The 17,460-nt window shown below is 30.7% G+C and carries 24 protein-coding genes and 1 riboswitch; of the genes, 12 read left to right on the top strand and 12 right to left on the bottom strand.

The window, feature by feature from the left end:
* Window position 1: 1 nt before the first annotated feature.
* The 3 genes from AC5YF9_RS05000 to AC5YF9_RS04990 are packed head-to-tail and all read left to right on the top strand — an operon-like array spanning window position 2 to window position 859.
* Window positions 2–298 carry an iron-sulfur cluster assembly protein gene (locus AC5YF9_RS05000; protein WP_415278668.1) on the top strand — a complete coding sequence of 99 codons (297 nt, stop codon included), beginning with the start codon at window positions 2–4 and terminating at the stop codon, window positions 296–298.
* A complete protein-coding gene (locus tag AC5YF9_RS04995; protein WP_415303598.1) occupies window positions 298–630 on the top strand; it encodes a HesB/IscA family protein in 333 nt (110 codons plus the stop codon). The genes AC5YF9_RS05000 and AC5YF9_RS04995 overlap by 1 nt, the downstream gene beginning before the upstream one ends.
* A gap of 58 nt (window positions 631–688) precedes the next feature.
* Window positions 689–859: a hypothetical protein gene (locus tag AC5YF9_RS04990; protein WP_169036262.1), complete on the top strand. Its 171-nt coding sequence runs from the start codon at window positions 689–691 to the stop codon at window positions 857–859.
* A 5-nt stretch (window positions 860–864) separates the two neighbouring features.
* On the opposite strand, the gene glnA is transcribed toward AC5YF9_RS04990, so the two are convergent.
* On the bottom strand, window positions 865–2,271 hold the full coding sequence (gene glnA / locus AC5YF9_RS04985) for a type I glutamate--ammonia ligase (RefSeq protein ID WP_415303597.1): 1,407 nt from the start codon (window positions 2,269–2,271) through the stop codon (window positions 865–867).
* Window positions 2,272–2,416: 145 nt separating this feature from the next.
* Between glnA and AC5YF9_RS04980 the strand changes: the two genes are divergently transcribed.
* Window positions 2,417–2,896, top strand: a complete 480-nt coding sequence (locus AC5YF9_RS04980; protein WP_415303596.1) for a YbaK/EbsC family protein — start codon at window positions 2,417–2,419, stop codon at window positions 2,894–2,896.
* Window positions 2,893–3,780 carry a DMT family transporter gene (locus AC5YF9_RS04975; RefSeq protein WP_415303595.1) on the top strand — a complete coding sequence of 296 codons (888 nt, stop codon included), beginning with the start codon at window positions 2,893–2,895 and terminating at the stop codon, window positions 3,778–3,780. Before AC5YF9_RS04980 ends, AC5YF9_RS04975 begins: the two co-directional genes overlap by 4 nt.
* Here the strand turns inward: AC5YF9_RS04975 and AC5YF9_RS04970 are convergent.
* From AC5YF9_RS04970 to AC5YF9_RS04960, 3 genes are all read right to left on the bottom strand, one after another.
* A complete protein-coding gene (locus AC5YF9_RS04970) occupies window positions 3,773–4,681 on the bottom strand; it encodes a homocysteine S-methyltransferase family protein (protein ID WP_415303594.1) in 909 nt (302 codons plus the stop codon). The genes AC5YF9_RS04975 and AC5YF9_RS04970 overlap by 8 nt on opposite strands.
* Before the next feature lie 9 nt (window positions 4,682–4,690).
* Window positions 4,691–4,754: riboswitch (SAM riboswitch) on the bottom strand.
* Window positions 4,755–4,842: 88 nt separating this feature from the next.
* Window positions 4,843–5,433, bottom strand: a complete 591-nt coding sequence (locus AC5YF9_RS04965; protein ID WP_415303593.1) for a 2OG-Fe(II) oxygenase family protein — start codon at window positions 5,431–5,433, stop codon at window positions 4,843–4,845.
* Window positions 5,434–5,462: 29 nt separating this feature from the next.
* A complete protein-coding gene (locus AC5YF9_RS04960) occupies window positions 5,463–6,209 on the bottom strand; it encodes a TSUP family transporter (protein WP_415303592.1) in 747 nt (248 codons plus the stop codon).
* Between the two features lie 18 nt (window positions 6,210–6,227).
* On the opposite strand from AC5YF9_RS04960, the gene AC5YF9_RS04955 reads away from it, so the two are divergent.
* Window positions 6,228–6,728, top strand: coding sequence for a molybdenum cofactor synthesis domain-containing protein (locus AC5YF9_RS04955; RefSeq protein WP_415278677.1), 501 nt, complete (start codon window positions 6,228–6,230; stop codon window positions 6,726–6,728).
* On the opposite strand, the gene AC5YF9_RS04950 is transcribed toward AC5YF9_RS04955, so the two are convergent.
* Window positions 6,729–6,974 (bottom strand): DUF1244 domain-containing protein, encoded by a 246-nt coding sequence (locus AC5YF9_RS04950; RefSeq protein WP_415303591.1) that lies wholly within the window; start codon window positions 6,972–6,974, stop codon window positions 6,729–6,731.
* A 313-nt stretch (window positions 6,975–7,287) separates the two neighbouring features.
* Between AC5YF9_RS04950 and AC5YF9_RS04945 the strand changes: the two genes are divergently transcribed.
* Both AC5YF9_RS04945 and AC5YF9_RS04940 read left to right on the top strand, forming a co-directional pair.
* Window positions 7,288–8,838 carry an aldehyde dehydrogenase family protein gene (locus AC5YF9_RS04945; protein ID WP_415304915.1) on the top strand — a complete coding sequence of 517 codons (1,551 nt, stop codon included), beginning with the start codon at window positions 7,288–7,290 and terminating at the stop codon, window positions 8,836–8,838.
* Between the two features lie 45 nt (window positions 8,839–8,883).
* Window positions 8,884–9,231 (top strand): DUF779 domain-containing protein, encoded by a 348-nt coding sequence (locus AC5YF9_RS04940; RefSeq protein ID WP_168606501.1) that lies wholly within the window; start codon window positions 8,884–8,886, stop codon window positions 9,229–9,231.
* On the opposite strand, the gene msrQ is transcribed toward AC5YF9_RS04940, so the two are convergent.
* The 6 genes from msrQ to moaA are packed head-to-tail and all read right to left on the bottom strand — an operon-like array spanning window position 9,228 to window position 12,976.
* Window positions 9,228–9,797, bottom strand: a complete 570-nt coding sequence (gene msrQ, locus AC5YF9_RS04935) for a protein-methionine-sulfoxide reductase heme-binding subunit MsrQ (protein ID WP_415303590.1) — start codon at window positions 9,795–9,797, stop codon at window positions 9,228–9,230. The two genes, AC5YF9_RS04940 and msrQ, sit on opposite strands and share 4 nt — an antisense overlap.
* Before the next feature lie 24 nt (window positions 9,798–9,821).
* Window positions 9,822–10,727: a protein-methionine-sulfoxide reductase catalytic subunit MsrP gene (msrP, locus tag AC5YF9_RS04930; RefSeq protein ID WP_415303589.1), complete on the bottom strand. Its 906-nt coding sequence runs from the start codon at window positions 10,725–10,727 to the stop codon at window positions 9,822–9,824.
* Window positions 10,714–11,166: a molybdopterin synthase catalytic subunit gene (locus AC5YF9_RS04925; protein ID WP_415290965.1), complete on the bottom strand. Its 453-nt coding sequence runs from the start codon at window positions 11,164–11,166 to the stop codon at window positions 10,714–10,716. The genes msrP and AC5YF9_RS04925 overlap by 14 nt, the downstream gene beginning before the upstream one ends.
* Window positions 11,166–11,435, bottom strand: a complete 270-nt coding sequence (locus tag AC5YF9_RS04920; protein ID WP_415303588.1) for a molybdopterin biosynthesis protein MoeD — start codon at window positions 11,433–11,435, stop codon at window positions 11,166–11,168. The genes AC5YF9_RS04925 and AC5YF9_RS04920 overlap by 1 nt, the downstream gene beginning before the upstream one ends.
* Before the next feature lie 2 nt (window positions 11,436–11,437).
* A complete protein-coding gene (gene moaC, locus AC5YF9_RS04915; protein ID WP_415303587.1) occupies window positions 11,438–11,983 on the bottom strand; it encodes a cyclic pyranopterin monophosphate synthase MoaC in 546 nt (181 codons plus the stop codon).
* Window positions 11,984–12,976 (bottom strand): GTP 3',8-cyclase MoaA, encoded by a 993-nt coding sequence (gene moaA, locus AC5YF9_RS04910; protein ID WP_415303586.1) that lies wholly within the window; start codon window positions 12,974–12,976, stop codon window positions 11,984–11,986.
* Window positions 12,977–13,011: 35 nt separating this feature from the next.
* On the opposite strand from moaA, the gene AC5YF9_RS04905 reads away from it, so the two are divergent.
* Window positions 13,012–13,845: a phytanoyl-CoA dioxygenase family protein gene (locus AC5YF9_RS04905; protein ID WP_496169843.1), complete on the top strand. Its 834-nt coding sequence runs from the start codon at window positions 13,012–13,014 to the stop codon at window positions 13,843–13,845.
* A gap of 36 nt (window positions 13,846–13,881) precedes the next feature.
* Here the strand turns inward: AC5YF9_RS04905 and AC5YF9_RS04900 are convergent, their stop codons facing one another.
* Window positions 13,882–14,208, bottom strand: coding sequence for a GYD domain-containing protein (locus tag AC5YF9_RS04900; RefSeq protein ID WP_415278724.1), 327 nt, complete (start codon window positions 14,206–14,208; stop codon window positions 13,882–13,884).
* 92 nt (window positions 14,209–14,300) lie between these two features.
* Between AC5YF9_RS04900 and AC5YF9_RS04895 the strand changes: the two genes are divergently transcribed.
* The 3 genes from AC5YF9_RS04895 to AC5YF9_RS04885 are packed head-to-tail and all read left to right on the top strand — an operon-like array spanning window position 14,301 to window position 17,454.
* On the top strand, window positions 14,301–15,743 hold the full coding sequence (locus AC5YF9_RS04895; RefSeq protein ID WP_415303585.1) for an NAD-dependent succinate-semialdehyde dehydrogenase: 1,443 nt from the start codon (window positions 14,301–14,303) through the stop codon (window positions 15,741–15,743).
* Window positions 15,744–15,748: 5 nt separating this feature from the next.
* On the top strand, window positions 15,749–16,615 hold the full coding sequence (locus AC5YF9_RS04890) for an NAD(P)-dependent oxidoreductase (protein ID WP_415303584.1): 867 nt from the start codon (window positions 15,749–15,751) through the stop codon (window positions 16,613–16,615).
* Window positions 16,612–17,454: a fumarylacetoacetate hydrolase family protein gene (locus AC5YF9_RS04885; protein ID WP_415303583.1), complete on the top strand. Its 843-nt coding sequence runs from the start codon at window positions 16,612–16,614 to the stop codon at window positions 17,452–17,454. Before AC5YF9_RS04890 ends, AC5YF9_RS04885 begins: the two co-directional genes overlap by 4 nt.
* Window positions 17,455–17,460 lie beyond the last annotated feature (6 nt).

Below are 17,460 nucleotides of genomic sequence, written 5' to 3'. Positions count from 1 at the left end.
TATGGATTTAAGAGAACAAGTAATAGCTGAAATTAGAAAAATTTATGATCCCGAGATACCAGTTAATATTTATGAATTAGGTTTAATTTATGATGTTAAGGTAAAAGAGGATAAGGCTAAAATCATAATGACCCTAACAACACCCAACTGTCCTGTCGCTGAAAGCTTACCCCAAGAGGTTAAAGATAGTGCCATGCAAGTGGAAGGTATTAAAGAAGTTGATCTTGATTTAGTTTTTGAACCACCTTGGGAAAAGTCAATGATGTCTGAAGCAGCTAAATTGGAGTTAAATTTATAATGAATCCTATAATTAAATTAAGTGATAACGCTGCAAGTCGTATCAAAGAAATTATGTCCGGAATTGAATCAAGTTCAATTGGTGTTAGAGTTGCGGTTAAATCTGGTGGTTGTGCTGGCATGTCATATGTAATGGAATATGCTAAAGAAGTTAATCCAACTGATGAAATTATCGAAGATAAAGGCGTTAAGGTTTTTGTTGATGCCGCAGCTGTAATGTATCTACTTGGAACTGAAATGGACTATAAAAAAGAGGAGTTTTCTTCATCATTTGTATTCAATAATCCTAATGAGTCAGAGCGTTGTGGTTGTGGAGAATCTTTTAAAGTCTAATATAACAAATACGCATATCAGCATTGCAATCTATGCATATCTAGGATAATAAATAGAAATGAATAAATTTGAATTTAAAAATCTTGTTAAAAGTCTTGAAAAGTCTTTAAAAGAAAGAACATTCTTTAAAACTCTTCGAACTGAAGTAAATACTGGTGCTAATGGCACGCAGGATTATGTTGTTAAAAAAGGAATTAACAAAGATAAAATCGCAACTACTAGACAGTAATAATTTTAGCTGCTGTAATACATCTCAAACTCAACAGGATGAGGGGCATGTTCAAATCTATGTATCTCTTCAAACTTTAATGCAATGTAAGCATCAATTTGATCATCTGTAAATACACCACCTTCAGTTAAAAAATCTCTATCTTTATCTAAACTCTCCATAGCTTCTCTTAGGGAGCCACAAACAGTTGGGATATTTCTAACTTCTTCAGGAGGTAAGTCATAAAGATCTTTGTCAAAAGATTCACCTGGATGAATTTTATTTTTAATACCATCTAAACCAGCCATAAGCATAGCAGCAAAAGTTAAGTAAGGGTTTCCTGAAGCATCAGGAAATCTTATCTCACATCTAGCACCATTTTTATTTAAACTAATCGGTATTCTACAAGATGCAGATCTATTTCTTGCGGAGTAAGCTAATAGTACTGGTGCTTCAAATCCTGGGATTAATCTTTTGTAGCTATTTGTTGTTGAATTTGAAAAAGCATTAATAGCTTTTGCATGTTTTAAAATACCACCAATATAATGTAATGCTGTTTCTGATAATCCAGCATAAGCTTCACCAGAAAAAACAGGTTTATCATTTTTCCAAATTGATTGATGAATATGCATTCCAGAACCATTGTCACCGGCAACAGGCTTGGGCATAAATGTTGCTGTTTTCCCAAATGAATGAGAAACCATTTGAACTACATATTTATAAAGTTGAACATTATCAGCTGTTTCAACTAAAGTTCCAAAAACCATACCTAGCTCATGTTGACTTGGAGCAACTTCGTGATGATGTTTTTCAACCTTAACACCCACTTCTTTTAGACTTTTTAAATATTCACCTCTCATATCTTGTTCACTATCAACTGGAGGCACTGGAAAATATCCACCTTTAACTGGGGGTCTATGACCCATATTTCCATTAGCATAGGCAGTTCCAGAATTATAAGGACCTTCTTTGCTGTCTATTATGAAACCAGTATTATTTGGATCATTATTAATTCTAACATCATCAAAAACAAAAAATTCTGGTTCAGGACCAAAAAACGCTTTATCACCAACACCAGATTTTTTTAAATATTCTTCTGCTTTTTTAGCTGTTCCTCTTGGGTCTCTTTCGTAGGGGGATTTTTTAACAGCATCTAAAATATCACAAAAAAGTATCAAAGTGTTATGAGAGGTAAAAGGATCCATAACAAGTCTTGATGTATCAGGTTTTAAAATCATATCTGACTCGTTGATAGCCTTCCACCCAGCTATGGATGAACCGTCAAAAAAAACACCTTCGTTTAGCATTTCTTCATCAACAATCGTATGGTCCATAGTTAAATGCTGAAGTTTTCCTCTGGGATCAGTAAATCTTAAATCAATAAATTCTACTTCTTTATCTTTGATAAATTTTAATACATTGCTAGCAGTCATAGTTTCTCCTTTTTAAATTTTGTTGCACATTATTAACAAATTTGTTTAAAACAATATTGCTTGATTAATAAATATCACCTATGCGTTTTTTACATATGAATTACAACATTATTTGCTAAATTAGCAATCAATTGTTAGTTGAAATATGAGCTTATTAGATAAAGAACCGGTTAAAAGAGCAGAAAAATCTCTTAAAGATTTTGATAAATCTTTAGAGGTTATTATTTTAGAAAATTCAGCTAGAACTGCACAAGATGCTGCTAAAGCGTTAGAATGCAATGTTGGCGCGATTGTCAAAAGCTTACTTTTTAAAGCTGGTGATGTTTTTATTTTATGCTTAGTAGCAGGAGATAAGAGATGTTCATTAAATAAATTAAAAAAGATTAAGAATATAAAAGATATCTATATGGCTTCTCCAGAAGAAGTTAAAACTCAAACTGGCTATACAATAGGTGGCGTTTCACCAGTAGGTCATTTAAGTAAGCTAGAAATTTTTATAGATAAATCTTTAGAAAGGTTTAATGAACTATTTGCTGCAGCAGGACATCCAAACTGTGTTTTTAAGATTAATTTTAAAAATATTCAAAAAATTACAAATGGGAAAGTTGAAGATATAATTGAATGAGACAGCCTAAATTAATTGATTATATTTTATTAGTAATTTTATCTTTAATATGGGCGTCAGCTTTTTTTAACATTAAGATTGCGACAGAATCTTTTGGTCCAATTACTATTGCTTTCTTAAGGGTTTTTTTTGGATCAATTCCAGTACTATTATTATGTTTTTATAAAAAAATAAAAATAGAAGCTTTTTCGAAAGATTGGTATTGGTTTGCTATAATTGGATTTGTAAATTTGGTGCTACCTTTTTTTTTAATCGCCTATGGTGTAAAATCAGTTCAAAGTAATTTAGCAGCAATATTAATGTCTACTACACCATTAAGCTCAACTGTATTAGGACATTTTTTTACTAAAAATGAAAAATTTGACTTTATTAAAACATTTGGAATATTAATTGGTTTTTCAGGAATAGTTTATTTATTTTCAGACAATTTTTTGATTAATGATAATAATTTTTTCTCTGCATTAATGATTTTACTTGGATCAACTTGTTATGTCATAGGTGGAGTGTTAACTCTTAAAATCAGTAATAAAAAAAATGAAAATGTAACAGGGTCTATATTAATTTGGGCTATAATAATTTTGATACCCTTAGTTTCTTTTATAGAAAAACCTTGGGAAACTACACCCTCAATAGTGTCAAGTATTTCTGTAGTTTATCTTGGTTTAGTATCAACAGGTTTAGCATGGCTTCTCAGATTTAGAATTTTAAAGAACAATGGACTAATATTTCAGTCTCAAGTTTCTTACTTAATACCTATTTTTGGAATTATATTAAGTTATATATTTTTAGATGAATTAATTACTGATAAAGTTTTAACTTCACTATTGGCGGTTTTAGTTGGGCTTTATTTTGTAAAAAAAGCAGGAAATAAAAAAATTACTTAAGTTTAGCCATCTCCTTAATGTGTGATGGTCTGGTTTCACAGCAACCTCCTAAAATAGTGGCCCCAGCTTCTTTAAATTTCTTTACAAATAAAGCCATCTTTTCTGGCACTAGATCTTCTCTGTGACCCAGAAATTCATTTGGGTTTCCTGTTTTACTTTTATTAAAAGTATTTGTGTAACCAGCTGTAGGTTTTGTTGTAATAAACCCATTGAGTTTAAAGCCAAATGGAACATCTAAACTTTTTATTTCATTAATATTTTTTTCATAATTTTCTGGTGATACACAAGAAAGTATTATTCCAAGTAAACTTTTGTGATTTATTGTTGTGATAATCTCAGAAATATTTTCACCACTTGGTAACTTTACTCCCTCAGACACATGGGCACCAATTAGATAAGGTTTATTGAAACTTTTTATGGCTTCGATAGCTAATTTAAACTCTCTTACGCTACTTAATACATCAAAATAAAAAAAATCTATAAAAGGATCAAGTAATTTTGCTTGATCATAGAAATTTTCTTTAATTTCATCATTAGCTCTTGTGTCTGCTTCATAGGTTAAATATTGAGGAGGCAATCCTCCAGCAACTAAAATATGTGGATTTAAATCTTTTGCTTTTTTAGCTATTTCACCAGCTTTAGTATTTAAATACTCAAATTTATCTTCAACACCATTATCCCTTAATCTCATTCTTCTTGTGGTAAATGTTGTTGTTACAATAATCTCAGCACCTGAATTTATAAAATCTAAGTGCGTATCAAGCAAAAGCTGATGATATTTTTCCTGCAATAATGCATTAGCACTCCAGAGGGTACCATTTGCTTCTACACCTCTCGCTAATAACTCTTGACCCATTCCACCATCTAGAACTCTGGTTTCTTTGAAAAAATTTATATCCATCTTTGTTCCTTACTTTTTTAGTGCTTTAGCTTTATGCCAGGTGCACAATATAGTCCAACTACCCTTACCAATTAATTTAATGATTTCCTTTTTAGCAGTTAGTACCTGCAATATGGATCAAATCGGTTAACTATTTATATAACTAATTGAGTGATTAGCAATTATTTTTTGAATAATATTTTAGCATTAAAAGAGAAAGATCTTCTTTCACCATCTACGTTAAATGGGTAGGCTGTATGCATTAAATAATTTGGAAAAATCAATAGATCCCCTAATTTAGGGTTTAAATTATAAATACTTTTACTCAAAAAGTGTGTTTGCCCATTAATAAAATCAATAGTTCCATTAGTTTTAAACTTTTTATTTTTAACAAGTTTATTTTGATTCATATCTTTTGGGATTCTAAGATAGCCAACTCCTGACAATTGTCCCTCATGATAATGAATAGGATTATATTCATTTTTTAATTGTCTAACTACCCATAGATTAATTATTTTGATTTCTTTAATTTTTTTTACATCAGATTTATCAAGATAATTTTTGATATTTTTTATTAACTCTTTAGACAAACTCTTACTAACCAATGTTTTAGGAATCTTGATTTCATTCTTAATTTGACTTGCTAGCTTAGAGCTATAATCATTTTTTTTTGATAATTGAGACTTATCAATGTGATTATTTAATATAGTAATAATTTTTTTGGATAACTTTGTTTTTCCTATAGTTGGTCCAAAAGCTCTGAATGTTTTCATATTTTATCTATAATAATTTAATACTTGTGTTATGCAAACAACTTCAGTCCCATTCGAATAGCGACAAATATGACAAGTGCCGATGTTACTAAAGCCAACATTCTTGCAGGAAAAATTTTAAGATTTAAATAGTTTCCTAATTGACCTCCCAATAAAACTAAAAGAAATAATGGCCAATAGCTATAAATTTCATTTATTACAGAAGATTTTGTGAATTGACCAGCAAGTCCTGACATAGAATTGATTAATATAAAAAGAGATGCTGCTGTTGCAATGTTCTTAACGCTATCAACTCTGACCAATAATAGTATTGGACTTAAAAATATACCACCACCAATACCAACCACACCAGATACAAATCCAATAGATGCACCAATCAATAATGATAATATTATTGGTATCTTTTTATAAACTTCAATTTTTTGATCAAAAGATTGAAATTTCAGAAGAAGTAGAGCTCCTGCTAGTGTCAAGACGACAAAAAGTAAAATTTCAAAAACTTCTTTATCTACTGATAATGATCCACCTATGAATGCAAGAGGAACAGATGATATTAAGTATGGTGTAAGTATCTTAAGATTGATATTCCCAGCTTTAATATAGTTAATACAATTTCCTGATACGACAATAATATTACAAAAGAGGGCAATTACAGGAAAGATTAAGTAAGGAACATCCCAGATTAATAGAAGAGCTAGATAAGTAGAGCCACCCCCAAATCCAACACTTGAATATAAAGTTGCTGTTAGAAGAAATAAAAATGATAATATAATCATAATAATTATTTTAAATTTATGATTGTAAATATAGCACTTTTAACAGTTACGGACACTAGAACTTTTGAGAATGATAAGTCAGGTGCGATCTTAGTAAAAAAAATAGAGGAGGCTAAACATAAATTAATAGATAGAAAAATTTGCAAAGATAACAAAGAAGACATTATTATAATCCTTAAAGATTGGATTAATCAATCTAAAATAGACGTTGTAATTACAACAGGTGGAACAGGACTTACAGGTCGAGATATCACACCAGAGGCAGTGAATGAAATTGCTGATAAGCATATCCCAGGTTTTGGAGAGGTGTTTAGAACAATTAGTTTAAAAACGGTTGGCACTTCTGCTATTCAGTCTAGAGCGTGTGCTGTGCTAGCTAATGGTAAATATGTGTTTGCTCTACCAGGATCTTCTGGTGGTGTTACGGATGCTTGGGACGGAATTTTAAAACATCAGCTAGATATAAATCATAAACCTTGTAATTTTGTAGAACTATTTCCGAGACTTAAAGAAAAATAATTATTTTTGATATTTTTCTTTCCACTCTGGATAAGGCATTCCATAGACATGTTCGCGTGCATCAAGGTCTGAAATTTCAATACCTTTTTTCTCTGCTTCTTCTCGATACCATTTTGATAAACAGTTTCTGCAAAAACCAGCAAGGTTCATGATATCTATATTTTGAACATCTTTTCTTTCATCTAAATGCTTAAGTAATCTCTCAAAAGTAGAAGACTGTAATTCTTTTTTTGTATTTTCATTCATGGTTAAATTATTAGACACATTTCAATTAAGCACAAGATGTAGGGTTTTATTCAATCTTGAGTAGAAATTTAATAATATAATACATAGACCTTAATATTAAATTTTGTTTAAATATTGGATGGCTACTACAAAGAAAAAAACAGCCAAAAAGTCTAAACGTAAAGCCAAAAAAAAAATTAAGAAAAACTTGGTCAAACGATCACCTAAAAATATTAAAAAAGTTAAAAAGAAAAAGGGTGTGACCAAAAAGAAGTTACGTAAGCCATCAAAAAAAAATAAGCTAAAGAATAATAATAAGAGAGAGAGGATAAAAATGAGCACAGAAACAGTAAAAGGTGGACGATCTCCGTTACTAGATACGTCCCACTTAAAAGTTAAATTTCCATTTAAAGAAAAATATGGAAATTTTATAGGAGGAAAATTCGTTGAACCAAAATCGGGAAAATATTTTGACAACGTAAGTCCAATCAATAATGAAGTTATATGTTCTGTTCCAAGATCAGATGCAAAAGATGTTGAAGCTGCTTTGGATGCTGCACATGCTGCTTTTCCTGCTTGGGGAATTACATCAATAACTGAAAGATCTAACATTCTACTTAAAATAGCTGATGTTATTGAAAAAAACCTTGAGCTTTTAGCTACTGCTGAATGTCTAGATAATGGAAAGCCAATCAGAGAATGTATGGCAGCTGATTTACCATTAGTTGTTGATCATTGGAGATATTTTGCTGGAGCCATAAGAGCAGAAGAAGGTTCTGTTTCAGAGATAAGTAACAGTGAATATTCTTATCATATACCTGAGCCACTTGGTGTAGTTGCACAAATTATACCTTGGAACTTCCCGTTATTAATGGCAACATGGAAACTTGCACCAGCACTTGCTGCAGGAAACTGTGTAGTTTTAAAACCAGCTGAACAAACACCAGCATCAATCTTACTATTAATGGAATTAATTGGGGATCTATTACCTCCAGGAGTTCTTAATGTTGTAAGTGGTTTTGGTCTTGAAGCAGGTAAGCCATTAGCTTCATCTAAAAGAATCAGAAAGATTGCTTTTACGGGTGAGACAACAACTGGACGTTTGATTATGCAGTATGCTGCTCAAAATTTAATTCCAATAACTTTAGAATTAGGTGGAAAATCTCCAAATGTTTTCTTTGAAGATGTCATGGATCAAGATGATGAATTCTTTGATAAATGTCTCGAGGGTTTTACAATGTTTGCTCTTAATCAGGGAGAAGTTTGTACTTGTCCTAGTAGAGCTTTAATTCAAGAATCTATCTATGATAAATTTATGGAAAGAGCTATCGCTAGAACAAAAGCTGTAACACAAGATAACCCTTTAAAAATGGAAACCATGATTGGTGCTCAAGTATCATTAGAGCAAATGGAGAAAATAAAATCTTACTTAGATTTAGGTAAGAAAGAGGGTGCTAAAGTTCTATGTGGAGGTGAAGTTGCTAACTTAAACAGTGGTTTGGAAAAAGGTAATTATATCCAACCTACTATTTTTGAAGGTGATAACTCTATGAGAGTTTTCCAAGAAGAAATTTTTGGTCCAGTTGTATCAGTTACTAAATTTAAAGATGAAGCGCATGCATTAGAAATTGCAAATGATACTCTTTATGGTTTAGGAGCAGGTGTTTGGACTAGAAATGGAAATATTGCTTATAGAATGGGAAGAGGGATCCAAGCAGGAAGAGTTTGGACTAACTGTTACCATGCTTATCCAGCTCATGCTGCTTTTGGAGGTTATAAACAATCTGGAATTGGTAGAGAAACACATAAAATGATGCTTGATCATTATAGACAGGTGAAAAACTTACACGTGTCATACAGTGAGAAAAAATTAGGCTTCTTTTAACAGATATATTATGATGGCCTGTATTAAACTACAGGCCATATAACTATGAAAGTTTCAGCAACACCATTAGCGTTAGAGTTAATTGAAGATCTAAAGAAAGATCATGGTAAAGAATTGCTTTTTCATCAATCTGGTGGATGTTGTGATGGTAGTGCCCCGATGTGTTATCCAGTTAAAGAATTTCTTATAAGCGATGATGATGTTTTAATTGGTAAAATTGGAGGTGTTCCTTTTTATATAAGCGAAACCCAACATGAAGCATGGAAAAATACAGATTTAATTATTGATTGCATTAAAGGAATGGGTGGAATGTTTTCACTTGATAATGGAACTGGCAGAAGATTTTTAACAAGATCAGAGATTTGTGTTCCTGAAAAAAAATTAATTAATTAATTAAATTTCATTTTAACTCTTAGCGTAAGTAAAATTACAATAATAATAAGATAGATTAAGGGTTCAACTGTAACTACTTTAACTAACCATAAATAGTGAATAATTCCCAATAAAGAAATTATATAAATAAGTTTGTGTAGTTTTTTCCACTTATCTCTTAACAACCTTATCATTCTTTTAGATGAAGTAAGAGCAAGTGGCACTAATAAAAGCCAAGCTAAAAATCCAGCAAATATAAATTTTTTTTTAATAATATCATCACTAATACTAGACCAATCAAAGCGATAATCTATTCCTACATAAGTCATCATATGCGCTGATGCATAAAAAAATACAAACAAGCCAAACATTCTTCTATAGCTAATCCAGAAATTTAATTTAGTAAACTTTTGTAAAGGAGTCATTGCAAGTGTGATTATAATAAAACGAAGTGTCCAATTACCAGTTACATGTGTAATTTCTTTTACAGGTTCTGGACCTAACTGGTTAAAGATAATTTGATAAAAAATAATTAATATTGGTAGTAAAGATAAAAAAAAAATTGGTATTTTTATATATTTTTGCATATTTTATAAAAAAATTTTATGTATTTAAAAGTTTTTCTTTAAATCCATACCTGAATATAAATTTGCAACTTCATCACCATACCCATTAAACATTTCTGTTTCAATTCTGGGGGACAAAATACCTTCACCTATGACACGTTCTGTTGCTTGTGACCATCTAGGATGCGAAACATTTGGGTTAACATTTGAATAAAAACCATATTCTCTTGGGGACGATCTCATCCAAGATGAAGTAGGCATTTTTTTAACTAATTTTATTTTAACAATTGCTTTTGCACTTTTAAAACCATATTTCCATGGAACAAAAATTCTCAATGGAGCGCCATTTTGGTTGGGTAATGCCTTTCCATAAAGCCCAGTGACAACTGTTGTTATAGGATGCATAGCTTCGTCAATTCTTAATCCTTCTCTATAGGGCCAATTTAAAACTGGATATCTCTGGCCTTTCATTTGTTCAGGGTCATAAACACTTTCAAATTCAACAAATTTTGCAGTATTTTTAATAGATACTTTACTAAGTAATTTGCTCAGAGAAAATCCCATCCAAGGAATAACCATAGACCAACCTTCAACACATCTAAGTTTGTAAATTCTTTCTTCAGAAGGAAATAAAGAAATTATTTCTTCAGCTGAAAGTGTAATTGGATTGTCTACTTCACCTTCAATGGTAACACTCCAAGGTTTAGTAATAAATTCTTGTGAATTTTTGAAAGGATCACCTTTTCCAGTCCCAAACTCATAATAATTGTTGTATCTTGTTATATCCTCATATGAAGTTAGTTCATTTTTATTTTGTGAATAAGCATTGTTTAAAAACGGTATACTACTTAAGGATAATGAACCTACACCTAAGCCAATCGATTTAATAAACTTTCTTCTTTTATTGTATATTTGTTCAGGTGTTATTTCTGAATGTTTATATTTTTTCATTTTTAATAGGATTACCTTTTAGCCACTCACTTTGTTCATTTTTATAATGTTCTTTTTTCCATATAGGAGATCTTTTTTTAATTTCTTCAATAATATATCTAGATAATACATAGGTTTCATCTCTATGTTTGCAAGCAACTGCAATAATTATACTAGTTTCACCTAGTCCTACATAACCTTTAATATGTTCTATAAATACTGCTTTATCGATAATTTTTAATTTTACAGTGGTTTCTTTATAAATTTCATCAAAGCTTTTTAATACTAATTCGTCATGACTATCATAAGTTATTCCAACAACTTCTTTATTTTCATTAATATTTCTAACCGTACCATTAAAAATAATGGATGCACCATATGATGAAGATTTTATAAATGCTTCTGCTACAGAAGTTTTTATTTTGTTTTTTTTAATATCTATTATTTTTGTATGTAGCATCAACCACCACCTATTGGAGGTATAATCCCAATTTTTTGATCTTTTATAATTTTAAAGTCATCACTAACAATATTATTATCTTCTGAGCAAAAAACAGAATTTTTTACAATTTTAATAAAACTTTCATTACCCTTAAAGTTTTTATCTAAATAATTAATTACCTCTTTCCTAAAATCTTTAATTTCAATCTTTTGTTTAATGTCAAATTCTAAGAACTCTTTATTACTAAAATCTCTACTTGCTCCAAATAGTTCAAGCTTAATTTTCATGTTTAAAAAATATCTTTTAAAAATTCTGGTAAGCCATCAGGATTAGTCCATAAACCACTTTTTCCACCTTCTTTAATTAGTAATTTAACATTATCAATTCTAAGATGTGGATTTACAATTTTACTTAGATCATAAATAGTTATTAGTGCAGTATTAACACCCATAATAGCTTCCATTTCTACCCCAGTTTTTGCAACAGCAGACACAACGCAAAAAACCTCTAATGAAGCATCATCATCATGCATGATAATTTTAGTTGCTGTATGATCTATTGGAAGTGGATGGCATAGTGGAATCAATTCACTAGTTTTTTTAACACCTAAGACTGCTGATACCTCAGCTAAAGTGATCGGATCACCTTTAGGCATTTCTTTATCTTTAATTAGGTCAAAAACTTCTTTTCCTACATAAATTTTACCAGAAGCCAATGCTCTTCTAAATGTTTCTTTTTTTGATGATACATCAACCATATTAAAAGAATTTTTTTTAAAAATTTCCTTAGCCCAATCTTTTAATTTTTCTTCATTTATCACTTTTAAGTTTTCCATTTATCCTCCAGTACTTGATAAATTTGGAGTAATTCCAGTATCTCCAAGCTCTAAATAATGTGACTCTTTTTTAAGGTGCAATTGCTTTATAATAAGATCCACAAGTTCATCTTTTTGAGTATCATCTTGCAATAAATGTCTAATACTAATTCCAGTATTACCAAACAAACATAATCTCAAATCACCTCTTGAGGTAATTCGCAATCTGTTACATGTTTGACAAAAATCCTTAGAGTAGGGTGCAATTAAACCAAATTTACCTTTAAATTCTGGATGTATAAAATTTAGTGAAGGGCCTGCATCTTTTCCATAAGTTTGTGGTATCCAGTTATTTTTTTCTAAAAAATCTTTAAATATTTTAGAGGAAACATGATTCTTTTTAAAATACTCTAAATTATCACCTGTTTGCATCAATTCTATAAATCTAAAGTCAATTTTGTTATTTTTTATAAAATTTCCAAATTTTTTAAACTCATCCTGGGTATCATTAATATCTTTAAGTAAAACAGCATTAATTTTTATATTCTTGAAATTTAATCTTTGTAAAATCTTTATACCTTCTAAAATTTCTTCAAGCCTGTCATGTCCTGTTAGTTTTTTAAAAGTTTCTCTATTTAAACTGTCTATACTAATATTTATTCCATCCAAACCAGCTTCAAATAATTGTTCTGCTATTTTGTCCAAACGGTAACCATTAGTTGTCATTGTTACTTTGGGTATATTTGAATTTTGCTTCATATCTTTAAGAATATTAAAAAAGTCTTTTCTAACTGTTGGTTCTCCACCAGTTAATCTAATTTTACAAACACCTAATTCAGATAACGCTTTTGTTAATCTAGATATTTCTTCTGCAGACATAAAACTTCTCGTGTCTCCAGGTGTCTTTTTATACCCTTGTGGTAGACAATAGGTGCAACTGTAATTACATACATCTGTAATTGATAATCTTATGTAGGGGAATTTTCTTCCAAAAGTATCACTTAATGTTTTCATCTTATTTTTATTACATTATATTATAATAATAATATATGAGCAAAATTATTACCCAAGCAGAAGTAAATCTATTTAAAAAAGATGGTGCAGTCTTGATTAAAGGCAAATTTGATAACGCATGGATTGAAAAGTTAAAAAAAGGAATTAAAAAAGGTAAAGAAAGTCCTAGCCCAAGATTTGTAAATCACACAAAAAACCAAAAACTACCAGGATATTATGAAGATTTTTGGACTTGGAATTTACATGAGGAATTTAAAGATTTTGTATTTAATTCACCAACACCCAAAATCGCAGCAGAACTTTTAGAAGCCCAAAAAATTAATTTAGTAATGGATAATTGGTTTTTTAGGGAAGCGGGATCAAAGTCATCACCACCTTTTCATCATGATATATCATATTTCGATTTTGAAGGATCTATGTGTGTATTGTGGATACCGCTTGAATCAGTTAAAAAAGAAGATGGTATAGCATGGGTTAAAGGATCCCATTTATGGGATAAGCTATTTTTAAGAACAAGATTTAATGATGGCCATGAAGTTGATGGCAAGGTTGGAGTTGTTAATGGAAAAAAATATGAATTAACTCCTAACATATTAGAAAATAAAGATGATTATGAATTTTTACAATGGGATCTGGAAGTTGGTGACTGTATTTATTTTGATATTAGAACATTACATGGAGGATTAAATATTATTACACCTAAAAAAAATGTTCATAGATACACATTAAGAATGGCAAAAGAAAACTCTAAAATTATTTATAGAGGAAATTGGGCTAGAGAAGAAAGAGCTATTATGGAAGATAATGGTTATAAAAATGGTGATGATTTATCTGGAAAAATGTTTCCAACTTTATTTGAAACTAGCTAACTCCCAGTTTTTTGAACTGGAAGTTAACATAAATTATTAACCAGCAGGCTTATAGCCAGCCATAGCTTTAGCAGCAAGCTCTGCTGCTTTATTCATATCCATCTCCTCGAGTATAACCATATTTTCTACTGTTCCACTAGCTTCAACAGCTAATTTTATACCAGCAAAATTTTCATAAGGCATGTCTCCTGAAGTGACTGCAACGAAATCATAAGGACCTCTCGTAATATAAAAAGATTCAAAAGTTCCACCTACTGCTTCAGTTAATGCTTTTACAGCAATTGATCTATCTTGCTTAGGGTCTTTCATAAAACCTTGGAAGGCCTTTGCTGTATAATTACCCATTACAATATATTTTTTCATAAGTTTCTCCTTTATTAATTTGTAAGATTAAAACATATTTGCTAAAAATTTGAATAATTATTTTTTAAAATCAACTCAAGGTTTAGCAAATTATGTACGAAAAATTTGGACAATTTATCGATGGCAATTGGTCGCCCTCTTCTAACAAGGAAACTTATGAAGTTATCAATCCTGCAACAGAAGAAGTTTTAGGCCATGCATCAAAAGCAACACCTGCTGATGTTGACAGAGCATTAAAATCAGCTGAAAAAGGATTACAAGTTTGGAAAAAGATAACACCGTGGGAAAGATCTTATATTCTAAGACGTATAGCAGACAAACTTCGAGAAAAAAAAGATGTTCTGGCAAAATGGATGACTTTAGAAAATGGCAAACCTTTAGTCGAAGGTGTTGGTGAAACAAATGGTGCAGCAGATATTTTTGAATGGAACGCTGAGGAGACAAAGAGAATTTTTGGTCAAACTATTGAAAGCAGGTTTGAAGACACAAGAGTACATGTTTATTATCAACCAGTTGGAGTTGTAGCTGCATTATCACCGTGGAATTTTCCACTTATTTTAGCAGCAAGAAAAATATCAACAGCACTTGCTGCGGGTTGTTCGGTAATTATTAAACCCGATACAATCACACCTGGTGTAGTGATGGAGTTGGTTGATATTTGTAGAGAATGTGGAGTTCCACCAGGAGCGGTCAACCTTTTATCAGGTGATCCTCCAAGTATAGCTTCTCAATTAATTCAATCAGATATAATTAAAAAAATTTCAATAACTGGATCTGTAAGAGTTGGAAAGCTGATTTTAAAACAAGCAGCTGATAAGGTTCAAAGAGTAACAATGGAATTAAGTGGCCATTCTCCCTTTATAGTTTTCGATGATGCTGATATAAAAAAGGCAACAGATATGGCTATTGCTGCAAAATTTAGAAACAATGGTCAAGTTTGTATTTCTCCTAATAGATTTTATATTCATGAAAGTAAAAAAGAAGAATTTATAAATTTATTTATCGAAAAAACTAAAAAGTTAAAAATTGGTAATGGCATAGATCCAGACACTCAATTAGGCCCATTAACAACTCAAAAAAGATTGGAAGAAATTGAAGAGTTGGTTGAGAAAACTAAACAAGAAGGAGCTAAAATTTTATTGGGTGGAAAAAGACCAGCAGGCTTTAATAAAGGTTTTTATTATGAGCCAACAGTTTTTGATGATGTAAAAGATGATTTTACTATTATGAAACAAGAACCATTTGGACCATTAGTTCCGATATTGTCATTTAAATCTTTTGATGAAGTTATTGAAAGAGCCAATGATAATGATCTTGGTTTATGCAGTTATGTTTGTACTAATTCTATGGAAACAGCTCATCTGGCATCTGAAAGATTAGAAACAGGATCTGTAGCAGTTAATACAGGAGTTGTTGCAATTGCTGAGGCACCATTTGGTGGAATTAAACAAAGTGGATATGGAAGAGAAGGTGGATCAATGGCCATCAAAGATTATCTTAATGTTAAATATACTCACATAGGCATCAAAGGCTAACACTTATGCAAATTGGGTTTATAGGAATTGGTCTTATGGGGTTTCCCATGGCAAAAAACTTAATTAAATCTGGTTATAAATTAAAAGCATTTAATAGATCTCAAGATAAAGCTGAAAGATTAAAAGATTTTGGAGCAGAAATATCTGTATCCATCAAAGATGTTGTTACCAGTTCTGATGTAATTATTACAATGCTCACAGATGATGTTGCAGTTGAGAAAGTAATAATTAGTGATGAGTTTATAAAAAATATTAAACCTAATGCCACTGTAATAGATATGAGCTCTATTAACCCTGTGTTATCAAAAAAATGTGCAAAATTGTTAAAAGAAAAAAAAATTAACTACCTAGATGCACCGGTATCTGGTGGAACAATTGGAGCAGAAGAGGCTTCTTTAGCTATCATGGTGGGCGGTGATGAAAAAACATTTAATGAATGTGTAGATCTACTTAAAATATTAGGAAACCCAACATTAGTAGGCCCAGTATCTTCTGGCCAAATATCTAAATTAGCTAATCAAATTATCGTGGGTGTAACCATCGGTGCTGTAGCGGAGGCTATCACTTTATGTGAAAAATCTGGCACCAACCCAAGTAAAATGATTGAAGCTTTATCAGGAGGATGGGCTGATAGTAAAATATTACAAACTCATGGAAAAAGAATGATTAATAAAGATTTCTCACCCAAAGGAAAAACCACAACTCAGTTAAAAGATATGACTAATATCATTAATGCTGGAAAAGCTGTTGAAACTCATTTGCCTATTTCTAGTTTAATTAAAGAAATGTATAAAGAACTTGTAACAGATGGACATGGCAATACAGATCATAGCTCTTTATATAATGTGATTGAAAAAATGAATAAAAAATGAAATTTTTAAGAATTGGAAAAGAAGGTCAAGAAATTCCTGTAGCACTAGATAAAGATGGAAAATATAGAAATTTATCATCGATTATTAAAGATTTAAATCCTGAAAGTATCAATTTTGAAACTCTAGATAAGATTAAAGATATAGATTTAGAGAGCTTGGAAGAGATAAGTCAAAATGAAAGAATAGGGTCTTGTATTTCTAAACCAGGAAATTTTTTTGCAATCGGTTTAAATTATGCTGAACATGCAAAAGAGACAGGTGCAAAAACACCAGAGAATCCAGTTCTATTCAATAAGTCAGTTCATTCTATAGTTGGACCAAACGATAATGTGATTATACCCAAGGATTCAAAAAAATTAGATCATGAAGTTGAAATTGCTTTTGTTATAGGGAAAAAAGCAAAAAGAGTTTTAGAAAAAGATGCACAAGATTATATTTTCGGATACTGTATTTGTAACGATATCAGTGAACGTGAATGGCAAAAAGAAAAAGGTGGTCAGTGGGTTAAGGGTAAATCTGGTGATACATTTGGACCTTTAGGACCTTATTTAGTGACCAAAGATGAAATCAAAGATGTTAATAATTTGAACTTAACATTAGATGTTAATAGTAATAGACATCAAACAGGCAACACTAAACAAATGATTTTTAATTTTAACATTTTAATAGCACATATTACAAGTTTCATAACTTTAATGCCTGGTGATATTATTACTACTGGCACTCCTCCTGGAGTTGGTCTCGGAATGAATCCTCCTGTTTTTTTAAAAGATGGGGATAACATGGAACTATCAATTGATAATCTTGGAAGACAAAACATAAAAGTGTTAGCAGAATAATATTTA

This window comes from Candidatus Pelagibacter sp. uisw_098, from assembly GCF_059512505.1.
Note: the sequence above shows the minus strand (reverse complement) of the source record. Positions and strands in the feature narration are given on the sequence as shown.

Bases quoted from the DNA above. Each gene is read 5' to 3' on its own strand.
- glnA (WP_415303597.1), bottom strand. From the start codon at position 2,271: ATGACTGCTAGCAATGTATTAAAATTTATCAAAGATAAAGAAGTAGAA.
- AC5YF9_RS04940 (WP_168606501.1), top strand. From the start codon at position 8,884: ATGAAAGTTTCAGCAACACCATTAGCGTTAGAGTTAATTGAAGATCTA.
- AC5YF9_RS04975 (WP_415303595.1), top strand. From the start codon at position 2,893: ATGAGACAGCCTAAATTAATTGATTATATTTTATTAGTAATTTTATCT.
- AC5YF9_RS04950 (WP_415303591.1), bottom strand. From the start codon at position 6,974: ATGAATGAAAATACAAAAAAAGAATTACAGTCTTCTACTTTTGAGAGA.
- moaA (WP_415303586.1), bottom strand. From the start codon at position 12,976: ATGAAAACATTAAGTGATACTTTTGGAAGAAAATTCCCCTACATAAGA.
- AC5YF9_RS04970 (WP_415303594.1), bottom strand. From the start codon at position 4,681: ATGGATATAAATTTTTTCAAAGAAACCAGAGTTCTAGATGGTGGAATG.
- moaC (WP_415303587.1), bottom strand. From the start codon at position 11,983: ATGGAAAACTTAAAAGTGATAAATGAAGAAAAATTAAAAGATTGGGCT.
- AC5YF9_RS04945 (WP_415304915.1), top strand. From the start codon at position 7,288: ATGAGCACAGAAACAGTAAAAGGTGGACGATCTCCGTTACTAGATACG.
- msrQ (WP_415303590.1), bottom strand. From the start codon at position 9,797: ATGCAAAAATATATAAAAATACCAATTTTTTTTTTATCTTTACTACCA.
- AC5YF9_RS04980 (WP_415303596.1), top strand. From the start codon at position 2,417: ATGAGCTTATTAGATAAAGAACCGGTTAAAAGAGCAGAAAAATCTCTT.
- AC5YF9_RS04965 (WP_415303593.1), bottom strand. From the start codon at position 5,433: ATGAAAACATTCAGAGCTTTTGGACCAACTATAGGAAAAACAAAGTTA.
- AC5YF9_RS04895 (WP_415303585.1), top strand. From the start codon at position 14,301: ATGTACGAAAAATTTGGACAATTTATCGATGGCAATTGGTCGCCCTCT.
- msrP (WP_415303589.1), bottom strand. From the start codon at position 10,727: ATGAAAAAATATAAACATTCAGAAATAACACCTGAACAAATATACAAT.
- AC5YF9_RS04990 (WP_169036262.1), top strand. From the start codon at position 689: ATGAATAAATTTGAATTTAAAAATCTTGTTAAAAGTCTTGAAAAGTCT.
- AC5YF9_RS04960 (WP_415303592.1), bottom strand. From the start codon at position 6,209: ATGATTATATTATCATTTTTATTTCTTCTAACAGCAACTTTATATTCA.
- AC5YF9_RS04920 (WP_415303588.1), bottom strand. From the start codon at position 11,435: ATGAAAATTAAGCTTGAACTATTTGGAGCAAGTAGAGATTTTAGTAAT.
- AC5YF9_RS05000 (WP_415278668.1), top strand. From the start codon at position 2: ATGGATTTAAGAGAACAAGTAATAGCTGAAATTAGAAAAATTTATGAT.
- AC5YF9_RS04905 (WP_496169843.1), top strand. From the start codon at position 13,012: ATGAGCAAAATTATTACCCAAGCAGAAGTAAATCTATTTAAAAAAGAT.
- AC5YF9_RS04925 (WP_415290965.1), bottom strand. From the start codon at position 11,166: ATGCTACATACAAAAATAATAGATATTAAAAAAAACAAAATAAAAACT.
- AC5YF9_RS04885 (WP_415303583.1), top strand. From the start codon at position 16,612: ATGAAATTTTTAAGAATTGGAAAAGAAGGTCAAGAAATTCCTGTAGCA.
- AC5YF9_RS04955 (WP_415278677.1), top strand. From the start codon at position 6,228: ATGATTGTAAATATAGCACTTTTAACAGTTACGGACACTAGAACTTTT.
- AC5YF9_RS04900 (WP_415278724.1), bottom strand. From the start codon at position 14,208: ATGAAAAAATATATTGTAATGGGTAATTATACAGCAAAGGCCTTCCAA.
- AC5YF9_RS04890 (WP_415303584.1), top strand. From the start codon at position 15,749: ATGCAAATTGGGTTTATAGGAATTGGTCTTATGGGGTTTCCCATGGCA.
- AC5YF9_RS04995 (WP_415303598.1), top strand. From the start codon at position 298: ATGAATCCTATAATTAAATTAAGTGATAACGCTGCAAGTCGTATCAAA.